Origin of the sequence: Cognatishimia sp. (assembly GCF_964229375.1) — a bacterium.
GTDB lineage: Bacteria > Pseudomonadota > Alphaproteobacteria > Rhodobacterales > Rhodobacteraceae > Cognatishimia.
The window spans coordinates 16,259-30,057 of record NZ_CAXREH010000130.1 but is presented as its reverse complement, the minus strand read 5'-3'; the positions used below and the strand labels follow the sequence as shown (position 1 = coordinate 30,057).

General features: G+C 57.2%; 18 protein-coding genes. 10 read left to right on the top strand and 8 right to left on the bottom strand.

Annotation, left to right across the window (positions count from 1 at the left end; all coding sequences use genetic code 11):
* Positions 1–149: SOS response-associated peptidase family protein (locus ACEQWH_RS10000; protein ID WP_370230326.1), on the bottom strand; the 149-nt coding region annotated here is incomplete at its 3' end.
* 9 nt (positions 150–158) lie between these two features.
* Positions 159–464, bottom strand: a complete 306-nt coding sequence (locus ACEQWH_RS09995; RefSeq protein WP_370230323.1) for a DUF1992 domain-containing protein — start codon at positions 462–464, stop codon at positions 159–161.
* Between the two features lie 202 nt (positions 465–666).
* Here ACEQWH_RS09995 and ACEQWH_RS09990 point away from each other — a divergent pair, with 202 nt between their 5' ends.
* Complete coding sequence (locus tag ACEQWH_RS09990; RefSeq protein ID WP_370230321.1) at positions 667–1,611, top strand: pirin family protein; 945 nt, start codon at positions 667–669, stop codon at positions 1,609–1,611.
* Here the strand turns inward: ACEQWH_RS09990 and ACEQWH_RS09985 are convergent.
* The 3 genes from ACEQWH_RS09985 to ACEQWH_RS09975 form a co-directional block, all read right to left on the bottom strand.
* Entirely contained in the window at positions 1,608–2,201 is a 594-nt protein-coding gene (locus ACEQWH_RS09985; protein WP_370230318.1) for a TetR/AcrR family transcriptional regulator, read from the bottom strand. The two genes, ACEQWH_RS09990 and ACEQWH_RS09985, sit on opposite strands and share 4 nt — an antisense overlap.
* A gap of 32 nt (positions 2,202–2,233) precedes the next feature.
* On the bottom strand, positions 2,234–2,773 hold the full coding sequence (locus ACEQWH_RS09980) for an SRPBCC family protein (RefSeq protein ID WP_370230316.1): 540 nt from the start codon (positions 2,771–2,773) through the stop codon (positions 2,234–2,236).
* A gap of 143 nt (positions 2,774–2,916) precedes the next feature.
* Positions 2,917–4,494 (bottom strand): bifunctional UDP-sugar hydrolase/5'-nucleotidase, encoded by a 1,578-nt coding sequence (locus tag ACEQWH_RS09975; protein ID WP_370230315.1) that lies wholly within the window; start codon positions 4,492–4,494, stop codon positions 2,917–2,919.
* A 160-nt stretch (positions 4,495–4,654) separates the two neighbouring features.
* Here ACEQWH_RS09975 and ACEQWH_RS09970 point away from each other — a divergent pair, with 160 nt between their 5' ends.
* The 3 genes from ACEQWH_RS09970 to arsC are packed head-to-tail and all read left to right on the top strand — an operon-like array spanning position 4,655 to position 6,386.
* A complete protein-coding gene (locus ACEQWH_RS09970; RefSeq protein WP_370230312.1) occupies positions 4,655–4,996 on the top strand; it encodes a DUF952 domain-containing protein in 342 nt (113 codons plus the stop codon).
* Positions 4,993–6,051: a quinone-dependent dihydroorotate dehydrogenase gene (locus tag ACEQWH_RS09965; protein ID WP_370230311.1), complete on the top strand. Its 1,059-nt coding sequence runs from the start codon at positions 4,993–4,995 to the stop codon at positions 6,049–6,051. Before ACEQWH_RS09970 ends, ACEQWH_RS09965 begins: the two co-directional genes overlap by 4 nt.
* A complete protein-coding gene (gene arsC / locus ACEQWH_RS09960; RefSeq protein ID WP_370230309.1) occupies positions 6,048–6,386 on the top strand; it encodes an arsenate reductase (glutaredoxin) in 339 nt (112 codons plus the stop codon). Before ACEQWH_RS09965 ends, arsC begins: the two co-directional genes overlap by 4 nt.
* On the opposite strand, the gene ACEQWH_RS09955 is transcribed toward arsC, so the two are convergent.
* Genes ACEQWH_RS09955 through ACEQWH_RS09945 form a run of 3 tightly spaced genes read right to left on the bottom strand, consistent with a single transcriptional unit; the run spans position 6,383 to position 8,634 of the window.
* Positions 6,383–7,696, bottom strand: coding sequence for an MATE family efflux transporter (locus ACEQWH_RS09955; RefSeq protein WP_370230306.1), 1,314 nt, complete (start codon positions 7,694–7,696; stop codon positions 6,383–6,385). The genes arsC and ACEQWH_RS09955 overlap by 4 nt on opposite strands.
* Before the next feature lie 3 nt (positions 7,697–7,699).
* The gene (locus ACEQWH_RS09950) at positions 7,700–8,215 is read right to left on the bottom strand and encodes a PaaI family thioesterase (RefSeq protein WP_370230303.1); all 516 of its coding nucleotides are present in this window, start codon (positions 8,213–8,215) and stop codon (positions 7,700–7,702) included.
* The gene (locus ACEQWH_RS09945) at positions 8,215–8,634 is read right to left on the bottom strand and encodes a PaaI family thioesterase (protein WP_370230300.1); all 420 of its coding nucleotides are present in this window, start codon (positions 8,632–8,634) and stop codon (positions 8,215–8,217) included. The genes ACEQWH_RS09950 and ACEQWH_RS09945 overlap by 1 nt, the downstream gene beginning before the upstream one ends.
* Positions 8,635–8,709: 75 nt before the next feature.
* On the opposite strand from ACEQWH_RS09945, the gene ACEQWH_RS09940 reads away from it, so the two are divergent.
* From ACEQWH_RS09940 to ACEQWH_RS09915, 6 genes are all read left to right on the top strand, one after another.
* Entirely contained in the window at positions 8,710–9,075 is a 366-nt protein-coding gene (locus ACEQWH_RS09940) for a MerR family DNA-binding transcriptional regulator (RefSeq protein ID WP_370230298.1), read from the top strand.
* A 177-nt stretch (positions 9,076–9,252) separates the two neighbouring features.
* Positions 9,253–9,654: a MerR family DNA-binding transcriptional regulator gene (locus ACEQWH_RS09935; RefSeq protein WP_370230295.1), complete on the top strand. Its 402-nt coding sequence runs from the start codon at positions 9,253–9,255 to the stop codon at positions 9,652–9,654.
* A gap of 18 nt (positions 9,655–9,672) precedes the next feature.
* Positions 9,673–11,448: an acyl-CoA dehydrogenase C-terminal domain-containing protein gene (locus ACEQWH_RS09930; RefSeq protein ID WP_370230292.1), complete on the top strand. Its 1,776-nt coding sequence runs from the start codon at positions 9,673–9,675 to the stop codon at positions 11,446–11,448.
* A 6-nt stretch (positions 11,449–11,454) separates the two neighbouring features.
* Positions 11,455–11,667, top strand: coding sequence for a hypothetical protein (locus tag ACEQWH_RS09925; RefSeq protein ID WP_370230289.1), 213 nt, complete (start codon positions 11,455–11,457; stop codon positions 11,665–11,667).
* 253 nt (positions 11,668–11,920) lie between these two features.
* Positions 11,921–12,562, top strand: a complete 642-nt coding sequence (locus ACEQWH_RS09920) for a glutathione S-transferase family protein (protein WP_370230286.1) — start codon at positions 11,921–11,923, stop codon at positions 12,560–12,562.
* Between the two features lie 15 nt (positions 12,563–12,577).
* Complete coding sequence (locus ACEQWH_RS09915) at positions 12,578–13,789, top strand: acetyl-CoA C-acetyltransferase (RefSeq protein WP_370230283.1); 1,212 nt, start codon at positions 12,578–12,580, stop codon at positions 13,787–13,789.
* Positions 13,790–13,799 lie beyond the last annotated feature (10 nt).

The following is a 13,799-nucleotide window of genomic DNA, read 5'->3' as shown; positions in this document are numbered from 1 at the left end:
CGACGCGCGTCATCGGTCATGACAACATGAATGCCGGTGGTCGGACAGACGTTGTAGTTGGGCACATCCGGCATGTCATTGGCGGGCACCGCATCAAACAGCTGGGCCATCGCATCTGTGGGAAGGGTTATCGCAAAACGTCCGCACATAGAGGCTGGCTAGCGCGCCTGTCTGCGGGCCAGATCGATCCGTGCTTCCATCATCGACATCTCTGTCATGATGTCGCGACGACGCGTGCGATCTCCGGTGTCGCGCAGTTCTTCGCGCAGCTTGGCCAGTTCGCGCGACAGGGACACGAATTCGGGCACACCGCCGCTTTCTTTGACAAGGCGATTGATCAAAGCGTTTTCGGGATCGTCTTCGCGCGGCAGCGGTTTGCCGGCACCTTCCAGATCATCAAAGGCCCCGTCTGCCTCGGCAGCCGCGATCTTTTGATTGATGAGGTCGATCAAAGGGTGGTCCATGTCGGCAATCTATCCCGTCTTGCCCCCAGTGTCAGCCCCGCGACGTCCGGTGCGGGCCTGCACTCTTCTGTGCCTAAATGCGCAAGTGTCCTGCAAGGGCGAGGAATAGCCATGCGGCCATTTCCGGCTACATTAGGATCACCGCATCCAAGTGGACGCGCCTTAGGCGGCCGGTCGGCCGCGCAAGCGAAAGGACAGACTGATGAGCTGGAATCCAAGCCAACATCCTGAGGCAACGCTCGAGAATATCGAAACCATGATTGTGCCACGCGCGCGTGACCTTGGCGGATTTGAAGTGCGCCGCGCCCTGCCCTCGGTGGAGCGCAAAATGGTTGGGCCGTTTGTGTTTTTTGACCAGATGGGACCGGCAGAATTTATCACGAACGGCGGCATCGACGTGCGCCCGCACCCCCACATTGGGCTTGGTACTGTCACCTATCTGTATCAGGGCGAATTTGAGCATCGCGACTCGCTTGGCACGCATCAGATGATCTATCCCGGCGAGGTGAACTGGATGCTGGCGGGGCGTGGTGTCACCCATTCCGAGCGTACCTCGGAAGATACCCGCGCAACCCGGCATTCGCTGTTCGGGATTCAGACCTGGGTCGCGCTGCCGGAAGACAAAGAAGACATGGCGCCGGATTTCGAACACCACAAAGAAGCGACGCTTCCGTTTTTGCAAGACAACGGGGCCTCGGCGCGATTGATCCTTGGAGATGCCTGGGGCGCAGCTTCGCCCGTCACGATGCAATCTGAGATTTTCTATGCAGATGTCGTTCTGGAGGCTGGCGCGCAGATCCCGTTGCCGGACAACCACGAAGACCGTGGGATCTATGTAACGCAAGGCTCGATTGAGGTCAGCGGGCAGACTTTTGAGGTCGGCCAGATGATGGTGTTCCGCCCCGGCGACAAAATCTCGATCCGGGCTGGGTCGCAGGGCGCGCGTCTGATGGCATTGGGTGGCGCAACTCTAAATGGGCCGCGCTATATCTGGTGGAATTTTGTCAGCTCGGACAAATCAAAGATCGAGGCCGCGAAAGAAGCCTGGAAATCTGCGGATTGGGCAAATGGCCCGTTCCATCTGCCACCCGGCGACACCGAAGAGTTCATTCCGATCTCTGACAAACAGGACCGCATCAAAATCTAGCTGCGCCCAACGAGGCCGAACAGCAAAAGACGGGTGTTCGCGGCAAGCCACTCTGCGCGGTAGGTCGGGTCTTTGATGACATTGAACTGCCGCGCGTCCCCAAGTCGCAACGCATAAAGCACCTGCCCGCCCAGCCGATCCAGAATGAACCCCGGGGCCATTGTGACGTCCATGTCGCTGTCGATGAGCTGCGCGGTCTGAGCGGCCTCAAGATAGGTGACCACCGCTTCGCGCAATTCCGTGAGCGGCAGGAAGGCACCGGTTTCCCGCGACATGATGCGAAAGATCGCAGCATTCGCGATCAGCACCTCAAAGACTTCGGCAAGGAACAGATCCAGCTTCAGTTGAAATTCATCGGCGGTTGTTGCGGGTTTGGCGATCAACCGGATGGCAGATTCAAAAGCAGAGGTCGAGAACGCGTCAAAGATGGCCTGTAACAAGCCGTCTTTATTGCCAAAATAGTGGTGGATCATATTCCGGCCAACGCCAGCTTCAGTGCAAATATCTCGCACTGAAGCCCCGGCAAACCCGTGTTCGGCAAACAGCCGTGTTCCGGCCTTGAGTAGATTTTGTTTCGCGTCAGAGGCCACGGCACCCTCATCTGGTTTTGCGCGACTTAATCTTAAACCGCCGCGGTTGCCAAGTCTGCGGGCATCCCCTCTTTTTCAAAGGCCGCTGCCTTGCGCGGATGCGGCTGACCTGTTTCGATATAGGCTTTGATCTCGTCAAGGCTGCGCACAAAGCCGTTGCCCAAGCTTTTCTTGATCGCGAAATACATCGGCTTGCCCAGCAGCTTCAGCTTGGGTTGCAGCGCCCAGGTGACCTGTGTGCCGCCATCGACGGGTTCAAGTTTGATCTGGTTGGGCCATCCGATGATGGGATTGAAGCCGGTCATGTTGGTCAAGGCGGTATCAAACTCAAAGCGATAGGCGCTGACCTGCGCGGCGGTGATTTTCTCTTCCATCAAGGCACCGGGCGCCCCTGCCCCGATTTCAGCAATACGGCCAACCGCGGGTGCGCCCTCTACCGTCACGCGGCCCGGCATTGCAGAGGATCCTTTGATGGACGCCATCCAGTGATGCACGTTGACAAAGTCGTCAAACAGTTTGGCCCAGACAACGTCGATGGGCGCATTGATGGTGGTCGAGCGAGAGATATGCATGGTGTGATCCTTGTTTTCTAAAATTTCGCTTAATTAAATGTGACAATCGCTTCATTTTGTCAACCGCCGCCTAGAATGATGTTTCCAAACGCAAAAAGCCCGGCACCTTTCGGGCCGGGCTTTCTGATTCGTGTTCTCAGAGCTTATTTCTGAGCGATGCGTCCGTCGGTATATGGTGTGTATGGACCCACCTTCGCCAGATATTCTGCGGTGACGTCCGCAAGGTCTGGACCATAGTCGTATGCATTTTCAGCGTCACGGAACATTTTGTAACCATCGCCGCCGCCACGCACATAGTTGTTGGACACAAGGCCATAGGTCTTGGCCGGATCAATCGCGACCCAATCGCCACCTTCCATGACCAGAACCTCCTGCACTCGGCCCTCACCTGCGGCAACAGATGCGTCCCAGGTAAACTGCAGACCGGCGACCTGTGGGAAGCGGCCCTTCACTTCTTCGACCTGGCTGACACCGTTCTCAAGCGCGTCGATCACAGTTTGACCGGACACAAAGAACGTCGACAGCGTATTCTGGAATGGCAGCACCGTCAGAACTTCGCCCATGGTGACTTCGCCCGCATCGATCGACGCACGCAGACCGCCGCCGTTCTGAATGGCGATCGAGATGCCCTGATCCTTAACCCGGTCCAGCATCGCGTCCGCCACAAGGTTGCCCATGGCGCATTCACCCGTCCGGCAGAACTCGCGCGCACCTTCAACCGCTTCAGCGGTTTCCGCAACGACACGCTGCTTCATCTCTTCGATCGGAGCGCCCATTTCCGCCACGCGCGCTGCCATTGCGGCATCCGGAGTAACAGAGGCATCCAGCAAGATTGGCTCGCCCATCGCAGAGGTCACATTGCCCGCGTCGTCAAACGTCACGACCAATTCACCCAGATACTTGGAATAGGCATAGGCCTGAACGACAGGAACGTCGCCAACCATCGTTGGATAGGCGCCCGCGGCACGGTCGCTGGTGTTGGACAGCAACGTATGAGAGTGCCCGCCCACGACGACGTCAATGCCCGGAACCGCCGCCGCGATTTCAAGGTCTTTTGCCAGACCGACGTGGTTCAATGCGATGATTTTGTTCACACCTGCCGCTTCAAGCGCCGCGACATCGGCCTTCAGGCTTTCAATTTCATCCTGAAAGACAACGTTGTCGCCCGGAGACGATGTGTCGACTGTGTCGGTTGCCAGCGCCGAGATAATCCCGATCTTTTGCCCGCCGACGTTCAGAACGATGTGATTGTCGACTTTGCCGTTCAATGCAGGCTCTGAAGTCAGATCCAGGTTGCCAGAGATCACTGGGAAGGACACGGCGTCCACAAAGGACTCAAGACCTTCAGGGCCATCATCAAACTCGTGGTTGCCCACGGCCATGACGTCATAGCCGATCGCTTCCATGAACTCGGCCTCGGCAGCACCTTTATAGGTGGTGTAGAACAGCGAGCCTTGGAACGGGTCGCCCGCGTCCAGAACAACAAAATTGGTCCCCGCCAGTTCATCGCGCTTTGCATCGACGGCAGATTTGATGCGCGCAACGCCACCAAAACACTTACCTTCGGCCTCGCCGTCGGCATTACAGGTCGAGTCAAAACGGTTGATCGACTCTATGCGGCTGTGAATATCGTTCGTGTGCAGAATGGTCAGCTTGTATTCCGCTGACGCCATCCCTGCGGTCAGCGCTAGCATCGCTGCTGATGTGTATATTTTGGACATATGACTCTCCCAAGTTACCTATAACGTCTCCAACCCGAACACGGTTTCAAAGTTCAGGTCGGAAGACAAACATCCAAGCCGAAATAGACTCTCAACTTTAACAGTATAATGAAAAGAGACCTCGCTTGACCATTTTTCTGTCTCAGGGCATGTCAGCGGTATGCAGATCTATAAAATCCTCCGCTCCGACGAATGGAAAGACCTGAAATCCAAAGGAGAATCCCTTGGGGCTCCGATTGATATCACTGATGGGTTTGTTCATTTCTCCACCGCAACGCAGGCCCAAGAGACCGCACGCCGACATTTCGCCGGTGAAGACGGACTTTTCTTGCTGGCGCTGGATGGTGAGAAATTAGGCGACGCGCTGAAATGGGAGCCATCTCGTGGGGGCGATCTGTTTCCTCACCTCTATGCACCGCTTAGATTGGCGGATGTTCTGTGGGCCCAGCCTCTGCCACTGAAGGACGGCGCGCACCAGTTTCCGGCAGGAGGCATGGAATGAACTTTCTAGAGCGGCTTGGTATGCCCCTGCTGTACCGGTTTGACCCGGAAACTGCGCATGGTCTGGCGATCAAAAGTCTGCAACTGGGGGTCGCGGCCGCACCCGGACTTGTGACGTCACCGCGCTTGCGCACTCGCGTTGCAGGTCTGGATTTGGCGAACCCTCTGGGATTGGCCGCAGGGTTTGACAAGAACGCCGAAGCCTTGCTGGGCCTGTCGCGCGCAGGGTTCGGCTTTTTTGAGGTGGGCGCAGCCACGCCGCGCCCTCAGCCCGGCAACCCCAAGCCACGCCTCTTCCGCCTGACCGAAGATCAGGCCGCGATCAACCGGTTTGGCTTTAACAATCAGGGCATGGAGGCCATCGCCGCCCGGCTCGCCAAGCGTCCGCGCGACGCCATTCTGGGCTTGAATCTGGGGGCCAATAAAGACAGCGAAGATCGCGCCGCCGATTTCGCAAAGGTTTTGGCGCATTGCGGAAACCATCTGGATTTCGCAACCGTCAACGTCAGTTCGCCCAATACAGAAAAGCTGCGCGACCTTCAGGGCAAAGAGGCCTTGTCGGCCCTTTTGTCTGGCGTTTTGGACGTGCGCGACACGCTTAACCGCAAGATCCCGATCTTTCTAAAGATTGCCCCCGACCTCACCGAAGCCGAGATCGAAGAAATCGCTGAGGTCGCGCTGGAGCAAAACATCGACGCTGTCATCGCGACCAATACAACACTCGATCGCGCCGGCCTGACATCGGCACACCGCGACCAGATGGGCGGGCTGTCCGGCGCGCCGCTGTTTGAGAAATCCACCCGCGTTCTGGCCCGCCTGTCCTACGTCACCGAAGGCAAACTGCCCCTGATTGGCGTCGGCGGTGTATCAAACGCTGAACAGGCCTATGCCAAAATCTGTGCCGGAGCCTCGGCCGTCCAGCTCTATACAGCGCTGGTTTATGGTGGGCTGTCCATGGTGCAGGACGTTCTGCTTGGGCTGGATCGCCTGCTGGAACAGGATGGCTTTGCCAATGTAGAAGACGCCATCGGAACCAAAAGGAGCGGCTGGCTATGACGGTCATCTGGCACAATCCACGCTGCTCAAAATCTCGTGCAACTCTGGTGCTTGTGCAAGAAAAAGGGCCCGTCGAGATCAGGAAGTATTTAGACGACGCCCCTACTGAGGCAGAGCTGCGTGACGTGCTGGCGCACCTCGACATCCCGGCCATCCAACTGATGCGGACCGGTGAAGCCGAATTCAAAACGCTGGGGCTCGCCAAAACCGACAGTGATGATGTGCTTATAGCCGCCATGGCCAAAGCGCCCAAACTGATCGAGCGCCCGATTGTCATCACCGACAAAGGTGCCCGACTGGGCCGCCCGCCCGAAGCGGTTCTTGAGATCCTTTAGCCGACGGCCCTTTCTAGCGCGGGGTACTTCAGTCCCAACGTGATACCACGCGCGATAAACGAGATGATCAGCGCGGCCCAAAGCCCGTCGTTGCCATAAGCAGGCACCAGAGCAAGCACGGCGACAATATAGATGCCAAAGGATACGGCCATCATATTGCGCATGTCCCGGCCCCGCGTTGCGCCGATAAAGATGCCGTCAAACATCCAGGCCACAAAGCCAGTGATCGGCGCCAGAACCATCCACCACAGATACCTGCGCGCAACGTCTTGGACCTCGCCTGACTTGGCCATCGTATCAATCAGCGCACCGCCGCCCAGCGCAAAGCCCAGCGCCAAGAAAATACAAGTCACGCCGCCCCAAAACATGCAGTACCGGGCCGCTTTTCGCACGCGGGCTCTGTTGGATTGGCCGATAGCCCGCGCGATCAGCGCTTCGGCGGCAAAGGCAAAGCCGTCCATTGCATAGGCCGTGATGTGCAGGAACTGGGTTAGCACTTCGTTGGCCGCAAGCGTCACATCGCCAAACCGGGCGCCGATAAAGACAAAGCTGGTAAAGATGGCCATCAACATGGCCGAGCGGATCAGAATATCCAGATTGAGCACCATCATCCGCTTGACCTTTTCGCGGTCAAACACGCGGATCCAATTGCGCCATTCGACGTTGTCAAAGGCATCTCGGCAATACCAAAGTGCAAAGGCCGCCCCGGTGAATTCGGCGATGACGGTCGCGATCGCCACGCCTTCGACGCCCCAACCAAGGCCCAGAACGAACCACAGATCCAGCGCGATATTGATCCCGTTCATGACCAGTTGGATCCAGAACACCCCCTGCGTGCGTTCCATCGCAACCAGCCAGCCGGTCAGGGCATAGACCGCAATCGCGCAAGGCGCCGTCCAGATGCGAATTTTCAGATAGGTGGCGGCAAGGCTCTCGACTTCCTCAGACGCGGGAGACAACGCAAATGCGCCGCGAAAGAGCAAGGCCTGCAACACAATCAACCCCAGGCCCGCGGCGCCTGCGATCAAAAGCGAGCGGGTCAGAATGGCCGACACCTCGGCTTTGTCACCTGCCCCATGTGCCTGTCCGACCAAACCAGCGGTGCCCATGCGCAGAAAGCCAAAGAACCAGTAAAGCGTTGTCAGAATAATCGCGCCCATCCCGACCGCGCCGATGGGGGCAGCTTCGCCCATCTGACCGACAACACCCACATCCACCGCGCCAAGAATGGGAACCGTCGCGTTGGACAGAACAATCGGTACAGCGATTTTCAGGACGCGACGGTGGGTGATTTCGGGCTGCGCGGTCATTGCCTAGCTGGCTTTCTGGCGTTGCGGCATCAGGAAATGACCGGTTGCCTGCACAAAGGGCCTGCTGTGCTGGTCCTGCCATGCTTCGACAAAGACAGAGGCATAGCGCCGACCGGACCGATTAAGCTTGGCCCGCGCATATGAATCGCGCGGCAGGCCGGTGCGCAGGTAGTCGACCGAGAAATCGATCGTCTTTGGCAAGCGTGGCAGCCGGCCCGCTTCGAGTTCTTCCAATGACAAAGCGCCTGACTCCATGTCTTCCCAAAGGGTGCTCCAGCTGAGAACGATCAAAGCTGTCGCCTCTAGAAAGGCAGCTGACGCACCACCGTGCAAGGCCGGAAGCATCGGATTGCCGATCAAGCTGTCATCATATGGCATGATGGCGGTCACTTCGTCGCCGCGGCGATCAAATTTGAACCCCATGAACTGATAGTAAGGAATGTTGGACACCAACGCATGAAGCACAGCATCACGGCGTTGCTTGACGACCTGAACGGGTTCCGGGCGAGGTCTACTCATTATTTATGCTCCATCGTGAAGGCACCCGTCGCCGTGGCCACTGGGTTTTCCATATCATCATCAAATGCGCGGGCGCGTACAAAGGCGACGGATCGCGTCATGTGATAGACCTCGGCAAAGGCAGATATCGTCTGGCCCGGCTCGGCCCCCCGCATATAGTCGATACGCAAATCCATCGTGGCCGTGCGCGTGGGCGCATTTGGATGCGCCATGACCGCAGCTCCGCAACATGTGTCCAAAAGGGCCGACACTGCACCACCTGAAATGACCCTGGTTTCCGGATCACCGATAAAGCGCGTGTCATAGGGCATGGCCAGTCCCGCTGCGCCATCCTCAAGCGACACGACCTCCATGCCAAGAGACGCCGAATGGGGCAGAGCCGCGATAAATTGCTGAGCGATCTTAATTTTGTCTACCATGTCCAATTTTCCAAACGTCACAACTGTTGCCCTTACTGAACACTGGCCCTAAATTCGCCGCAAGGGAGAAATCTAATGACCGAACGTCTGACATTTAAAGAGATGTGTGCGAAATTCGACGTGACCCCTCGGACACTGCGGTACTACGAGTATATCGAACTCCTTCAACCAGAGCGCGACGGCCGGAGCCGCTTTTACGGCCCCCGCGAAAGCGCCCGGATGACGTTGATTCTGCGCGGTCGGAAATTCGGTATCAAGCTGGAAGAAATGCGTCAGTGGCTTCTGATCTATGAAAAAGAAGGCACCCAGGCACAGATGCGCGCGTTCTTGGATATGGCGGACAACCAATTGAAAAGCCTGCACGAACAGCGGGCGCAATTGGATGAAGCGATCGAGGAATTGTCCTCTCTGCGCGCCGATACTGCTGCACAGCTGGACTAATGGCTGGGCATTGGCCCTGCCCTTCTGAATAAACTGCCCCATTTCAAAGTTGACGTAAGTCGACGCCACGTCAACTTCATTTGTGACGTAGCGTATCGCTTACGTAAACGTAAACCAATTCTTAAGGTTAGTCACAGACGCTCGTAACCAACCGACTTGATTGCGCGAGGAAGTGATATGACCGAAGACTCTTTGACCATCCGTCAGATGTGTGACGCGTTCGATGTGACTCCACGAACGCTTCGTTTCTACGAAGCAAAGGAGCTGTTGTTCCCAATCCGCGAAGGCCAGAAACGCCTGTTCACCCGCCGCGACCGCGCGCGACTGAAGCTGATCCTGCGCGGCAAACGGTTTGGGTTCTCCCTCGAAGAAATCCGCCAACTGCTGAACCTGTATGACGTGGGCGACCAGCAGCAGACGCAATACGAACGCACCTATGAAATCGCCAAGGAACACCTGGCGGGCATGCAGCGCCAGCGCGACGAGCTGGACGAGGCCATCGCCGATCTGAAAGCACAACTGAAATGGGGTGAACGCATGTTGGCCTCTTTCAACACCCAGAAAAAAGCAGCCGAATAAAACTCCGGAGGAGAAGAGATGCCAAGCTATTCAGCCCCCGTTAAGGATACACAATACATCCTGCACGACGTTCTTAAGGTCTCGGAAAGCCAAACACCGGGGTATGACGAACTGGACCCTGACTTCACCAATGCCATTTTGGAAGAGGCCGGCAAACTGACCGGCGAGCTTCTCGCGCCCCTGAACGTGGTTGGCGACAAAGAGGGCTGCCGTCTTGAGAACGGTGTGGTCTATACGCCAAGCGGCTTTAAAGAGGCGTTTGAGACCGTGAAAGAAGGCGGCTGGACTGGTCTGGACATGCCAGAGGAATTTGGCGGCCAAAACATGCCAGCGGTGATCGGCAGCGCAGTCGGAGAGTTCTTTTCCGGCGCAAACCAGGCCTTTACCATGTATCAGGGCCTGACCCACGGCGCGGCCTCTGCAATCCTTGCGCATGGCAGTGACGAGCAGAAAGCCACCTATCTGCCCAATATGGTCAGCTGTGAGTGGACTGGCACGATGAACCTGACAGAGCCTCATTGCGGCACTGATCTGGGTCTGATGCGCACCAAAGCCGAACCACAGGATGACGGCAGCTATAAGGTGTCTGGCCAGAAGATTTTCATCTCGGCGGGCGAGCACGACATGGCGGATAACATCATCCACCTTGTGCTGGCGAAAATTCCGGGCGGGCCTGAAGGTATTAAGGGCGTGTCTCTGTTCATTGTGCCGAAGTTCATCGTTAACGAAGACGGCTCGCTTGGTGCACGCAACGGTGTGTCCGTGGGCAACATCGAAGAGAAGATGGGCATCCATGGCAACTCGACCTGTGTGATGAACTATGACGAAGCGACCGGCTATCTGCTGGGCGACATGCACAAAGGCATGCGCGCGATGTTCACCATGATGAACGAAGCCCGTTTGGGCGTAGCGATGCAAGGTCTGGCGCAATCGGAAGTGGCGTATCAGAACGCTCTGATCTATGCGAAGGACCGCCTTCAGGGTCGTGACGTCACCGGCGTGAAAAACCCAGATGGCCCAGCCGATCCGTTGATCGTGCACCCTGACATTCGCCGCTCTCTGATGGACCAGAAGAGCTTCAACGAAGGCGCGCGGGCCTTTACCCTGTGGGGTGCAACGCTGCTGGACGACGCCCATCGCAATGGTGACAAAGATGCGGATGGTCTGATCTCGCTGCTGACGCCGGTTCTGAAGGGCTTTCTGACCGACGAAGGCTATGACATGACCGTGCTGGCGCAGCAGGTTTACGGCGGCCACGGCTATATCGAAGAATGGGGCATGAGCCAGTTCACCCGCGATGCGCGCATTGCGATGATCTATGAAGGTGCCAACGGCGTGCAGGCCTTGGATCTTGTCGGTCGCAAGCTGGCAACCGATGGCGGCAAGCACGTCATGGCCTTTTTCGAGCTGGTCAAATCCTTCTGCAAAGAGCAAAGCGCGGATGAGGCGATGGCCGATTTCATCGAGCCGCTGAAAACCGCCTCAAAGCATCTGCAATCTGCTGGGATGTTCTTTATGCAGAACGGTATGAAGAACCCGAATGCCGCGCTCGCGGGGTCGTATGATTTCATGCATCTCTTTGGTCACGTCTGCTTGGGTCTGATGTGGGCGAAAATGGCGCGCGCGTCGCTGGATGCGTTGGCAAATGGCACATCTGACACTGCGTTCCACGAAACCAAGCTGACCACCGCGCGCTATTACATGGCCCGTCGTCTTCCAGCGACTGGCATGCATCTGGCCCGCATTGAAAGCGGTGCCGATCCGGTGATGGGCCTGGACGCAGAGGCTTTTTAAGACGCGATGCCAAAACGATTTCGCCTGACCCGTCGCAAGCCGATTGCCATGACCGAAGACGCCTATCGGCGCCTGACGTCATTTGCAAAACAGGCGGGTCTGGATGAGGGAGAGGCGATCTCTTTCGTGTTTGAGAATTTTGACGCCATCACCGACGGCGAGGCTTTGGGCCAGCGGTTGCGCCAGTTCAATCTGGAACTGGACGCGCGCAAGGCCTGAACACCCCGCAACAGGAGGGCTGGGGATTTGAGTATTTTTGACAAGATGAAACAGGGATCACCCCACATCGCAGCGCGGAGAATTGGCTGCAACATGGGGTTTCACCTTGTACGGCCATCGGCTCTCCAGCCTGTGCCGCAATGTGATGAAACCCCATCTTGGTTAATCAAAGCTAAAGCCCCACATTGAGCAGGCAAAAGAACCAGCTGAGGGATTTCAAAACCCGATGCGCGGCCCACGATAGGAGAGACAGATGACATTGAAACTTTATTGCTTTGGGGAAAGCGGGAACGCCTATAAGGCCGCTCTGGCGCTTGAACTTTCGGGGCTAGATTGGGAACCGGTTCATGTCGATTTCTTTGGGGGCGAGTCGCGCAAGGCCGAGTACCGTGAAACCGTCAATGCGATGGGCGAGGTTCCGGTTCTGGTGGATGGAGACACCAAACTGACGCAATCCGGTGTTATTCAGCAGTATATCACTGACAAGACGGGTAAATTTGGCGGCGCCAATGCCGAAGAACGCTATGAGGTTCTGCGCTGGGTGCTGTTTGATAACCACAAGCTGTCCAGCCAAAACGGCATGACGCGCTTTTTGATGAACTTTCTGCCCGAGGACAAACGCCCAAAAGAGGTGATTGGCTTTCTTCAGGCGCGCATCCAGGGCGCCCTAAAAATTCTGGAAGACCATCTTGAGGGCCGCGACTGGATTGTGGGCGACGCGCTGACGAACGCCGACATCTCGTGCTGTGGCTATCTTTTCTATCCCGAGCCATTCGGCTTTGTGCGGGCAGACTGGCCCAACATCGACCGCTGGCTTGGCAATATCGAGACCCTACCGGGGTGGAAACACCCCTATGACCTTATGCCCGGTCACCCAAGCGACCGAGACCAGTAAATCAAGGAGACGACGATGACCGATGCCTATATTTATGACGCTGCGCGGACTCCGCGCGGCAAGGGGCGCAAGGATGGCGCGCTGCATGAGGTGACCTCGCTCGCCATGTCGGCACAGATGCTGAACGCGGTGAAATCGCGCAACGATCTGCCCGGTGACGCGATCGAAGACGTGATCTGGGGCAATGTGACCCAAGTCATGGAAAACGGTGGCTGCCTTGCGCGGGCATCGGTTCTGTTGTCTGACTTTGACCAGTCTGTTCCGGGCTTGGCGATCAACCGGTTCTGCGCCTCTGGCATGGAGGCCGTCAATCTGGCGGCAAACCAGGTCAAAGGCGGCGCAGGGGATGCCTATATCGCGGGCGGCTGCGAAGTCATGAGCCGCGTTGCAATGGGATCTGACGGGGCTGCGATGGCGGTCGATCCACGCATCGCGATGGGCGAGAATTTTATGCCGCAGGGTGTATCAGCAGATTTGATCGCCACGGAATACGGCTTTAGCCGCGAGGATTGTGATGCCTTTGCCGCCCAGTCTCAGGCGCGTGCTGCGGCCGCTTGGGAAGGGCGTCATTTCGACAAGTCCATCGTCCCTGTCACCGATATCAACGGGCTGACCATTCTGGACCACGATGAATACATGCGTCCTGGCACCACGGCCGACGATCTTGGCAAGCTGAAAGCCTCGTTCAAGGAAATGGGCGAAGTCATGCCGGGCTTTGATAAGGTGGCGCTGATGAAATACCCACATCTGGAGCGCGTGAACCATGTTCACCACGCGGGCAACAGCTCGGGTATTGTGGATGGCGCGACGGCGATCCTGATTGGCAACAAAGAGTTTGGCGAAAAGCACGGGCTGAAACCTCGCGCGCGTATCAAAGCAAATGCCAAGATCGGGTCAGAGCCGACCATCAACCTGACTGGCCCGGTGCCGGTGACCGAAAAGATCCTTGCGGAAAATGGCATGTCCATCAACGACATCGATCTGTTTGAGGTGAACGAAGCTTTCGCCGCCGTGGTTCTGCGCTTTTTGCAGGCGTTCCAAGTGGATGACGCCAAGGTCAACGTGAACGGTGGTGCAATCGCGATGGGCCACCCGCTGGGCGCAACAGGTGCCATGATCATCGGCACCCTACTGGATGAGCTGGAGCGTCAGGACAAAGAGGTCGGTCTGGCCACTCTGTGTGTTGCGGCGGGCATGGGCTCTGCCACCATCATCGAACGCGTCTGAGGAGAGAGAT

Coding starts and splice junctions, on each gene's coding strand:
- ACEQWH_RS09950 (WP_370230303.1), bottom strand. CDS start 8,215: ATGAGTAGACCTCGCCCGGAACCCGTTCAGGTCGTCAAGCAACGCCGT.
- ACEQWH_RS09925 (WP_370230289.1), top strand. CDS start 11,455: ATGCCAAAACGATTTCGCCTGACCCGTCGCAAGCCGATTGCCATGACC.
- ACEQWH_RS09995 (WP_370230323.1), bottom strand. CDS start 464: ATGGACCACCCTTTGATCGACCTCATCAATCAAAAGATCGCGGCTGCC.
- arsC (WP_370230309.1), top strand. CDS start 6,048: ATGACGGTCATCTGGCACAATCCACGCTGCTCAAAATCTCGTGCAACT.
- ACEQWH_RS09990 (WP_370230321.1), top strand. CDS start 667: ATGAGCTGGAATCCAAGCCAACATCCTGAGGCAACGCTCGAGAATATC.
- ACEQWH_RS09975 (WP_370230315.1), bottom strand. CDS start 4,494: ATGTCCAAAATATACACATCAGCAGCGATGCTAGCGCTGACCGCAGGG.
- ACEQWH_RS09955 (WP_370230306.1), bottom strand. CDS start 7,696: ATGACCGCGCAGCCCGAAATCACCCACCGTCGCGTCCTGAAAATCGCT.
- ACEQWH_RS09915 (WP_370230283.1), top strand. CDS start 12,578: ATGACCGATGCCTATATTTATGACGCTGCGCGGACTCCGCGCGGCAAG.
- ACEQWH_RS09970 (WP_370230312.1), top strand. CDS start 4,655: ATGCAGATCTATAAAATCCTCCGCTCCGACGAATGGAAAGACCTGAAA.
- ACEQWH_RS09980 (WP_370230316.1), bottom strand. CDS start 2,773: ATGCATATCTCTCGCTCGACCACCATCAATGCGCCCATCGACGTTGTC.
- ACEQWH_RS09920 (WP_370230286.1), top strand. CDS start 11,921: ATGACATTGAAACTTTATTGCTTTGGGGAAAGCGGGAACGCCTATAAG.
- ACEQWH_RS09930 (WP_370230292.1), top strand. CDS start 9,673: ATGCCAAGCTATTCAGCCCCCGTTAAGGATACACAATACATCCTGCAC.
- ACEQWH_RS09945 (WP_370230300.1), bottom strand. CDS start 8,634: ATGGTAGACAAAATTAAGATCGCTCAGCAATTTATCGCGGCTCTGCCC.
- ACEQWH_RS09940 (WP_370230298.1), top strand. CDS start 8,710: ATGACCGAACGTCTGACATTTAAAGAGATGTGTGCGAAATTCGACGTG.
- ACEQWH_RS09935 (WP_370230295.1), top strand. CDS start 9,253: ATGACCGAAGACTCTTTGACCATCCGTCAGATGTGTGACGCGTTCGAT.
- ACEQWH_RS09965 (WP_370230311.1), top strand. CDS start 4,993: ATGAACTTTCTAGAGCGGCTTGGTATGCCCCTGCTGTACCGGTTTGAC.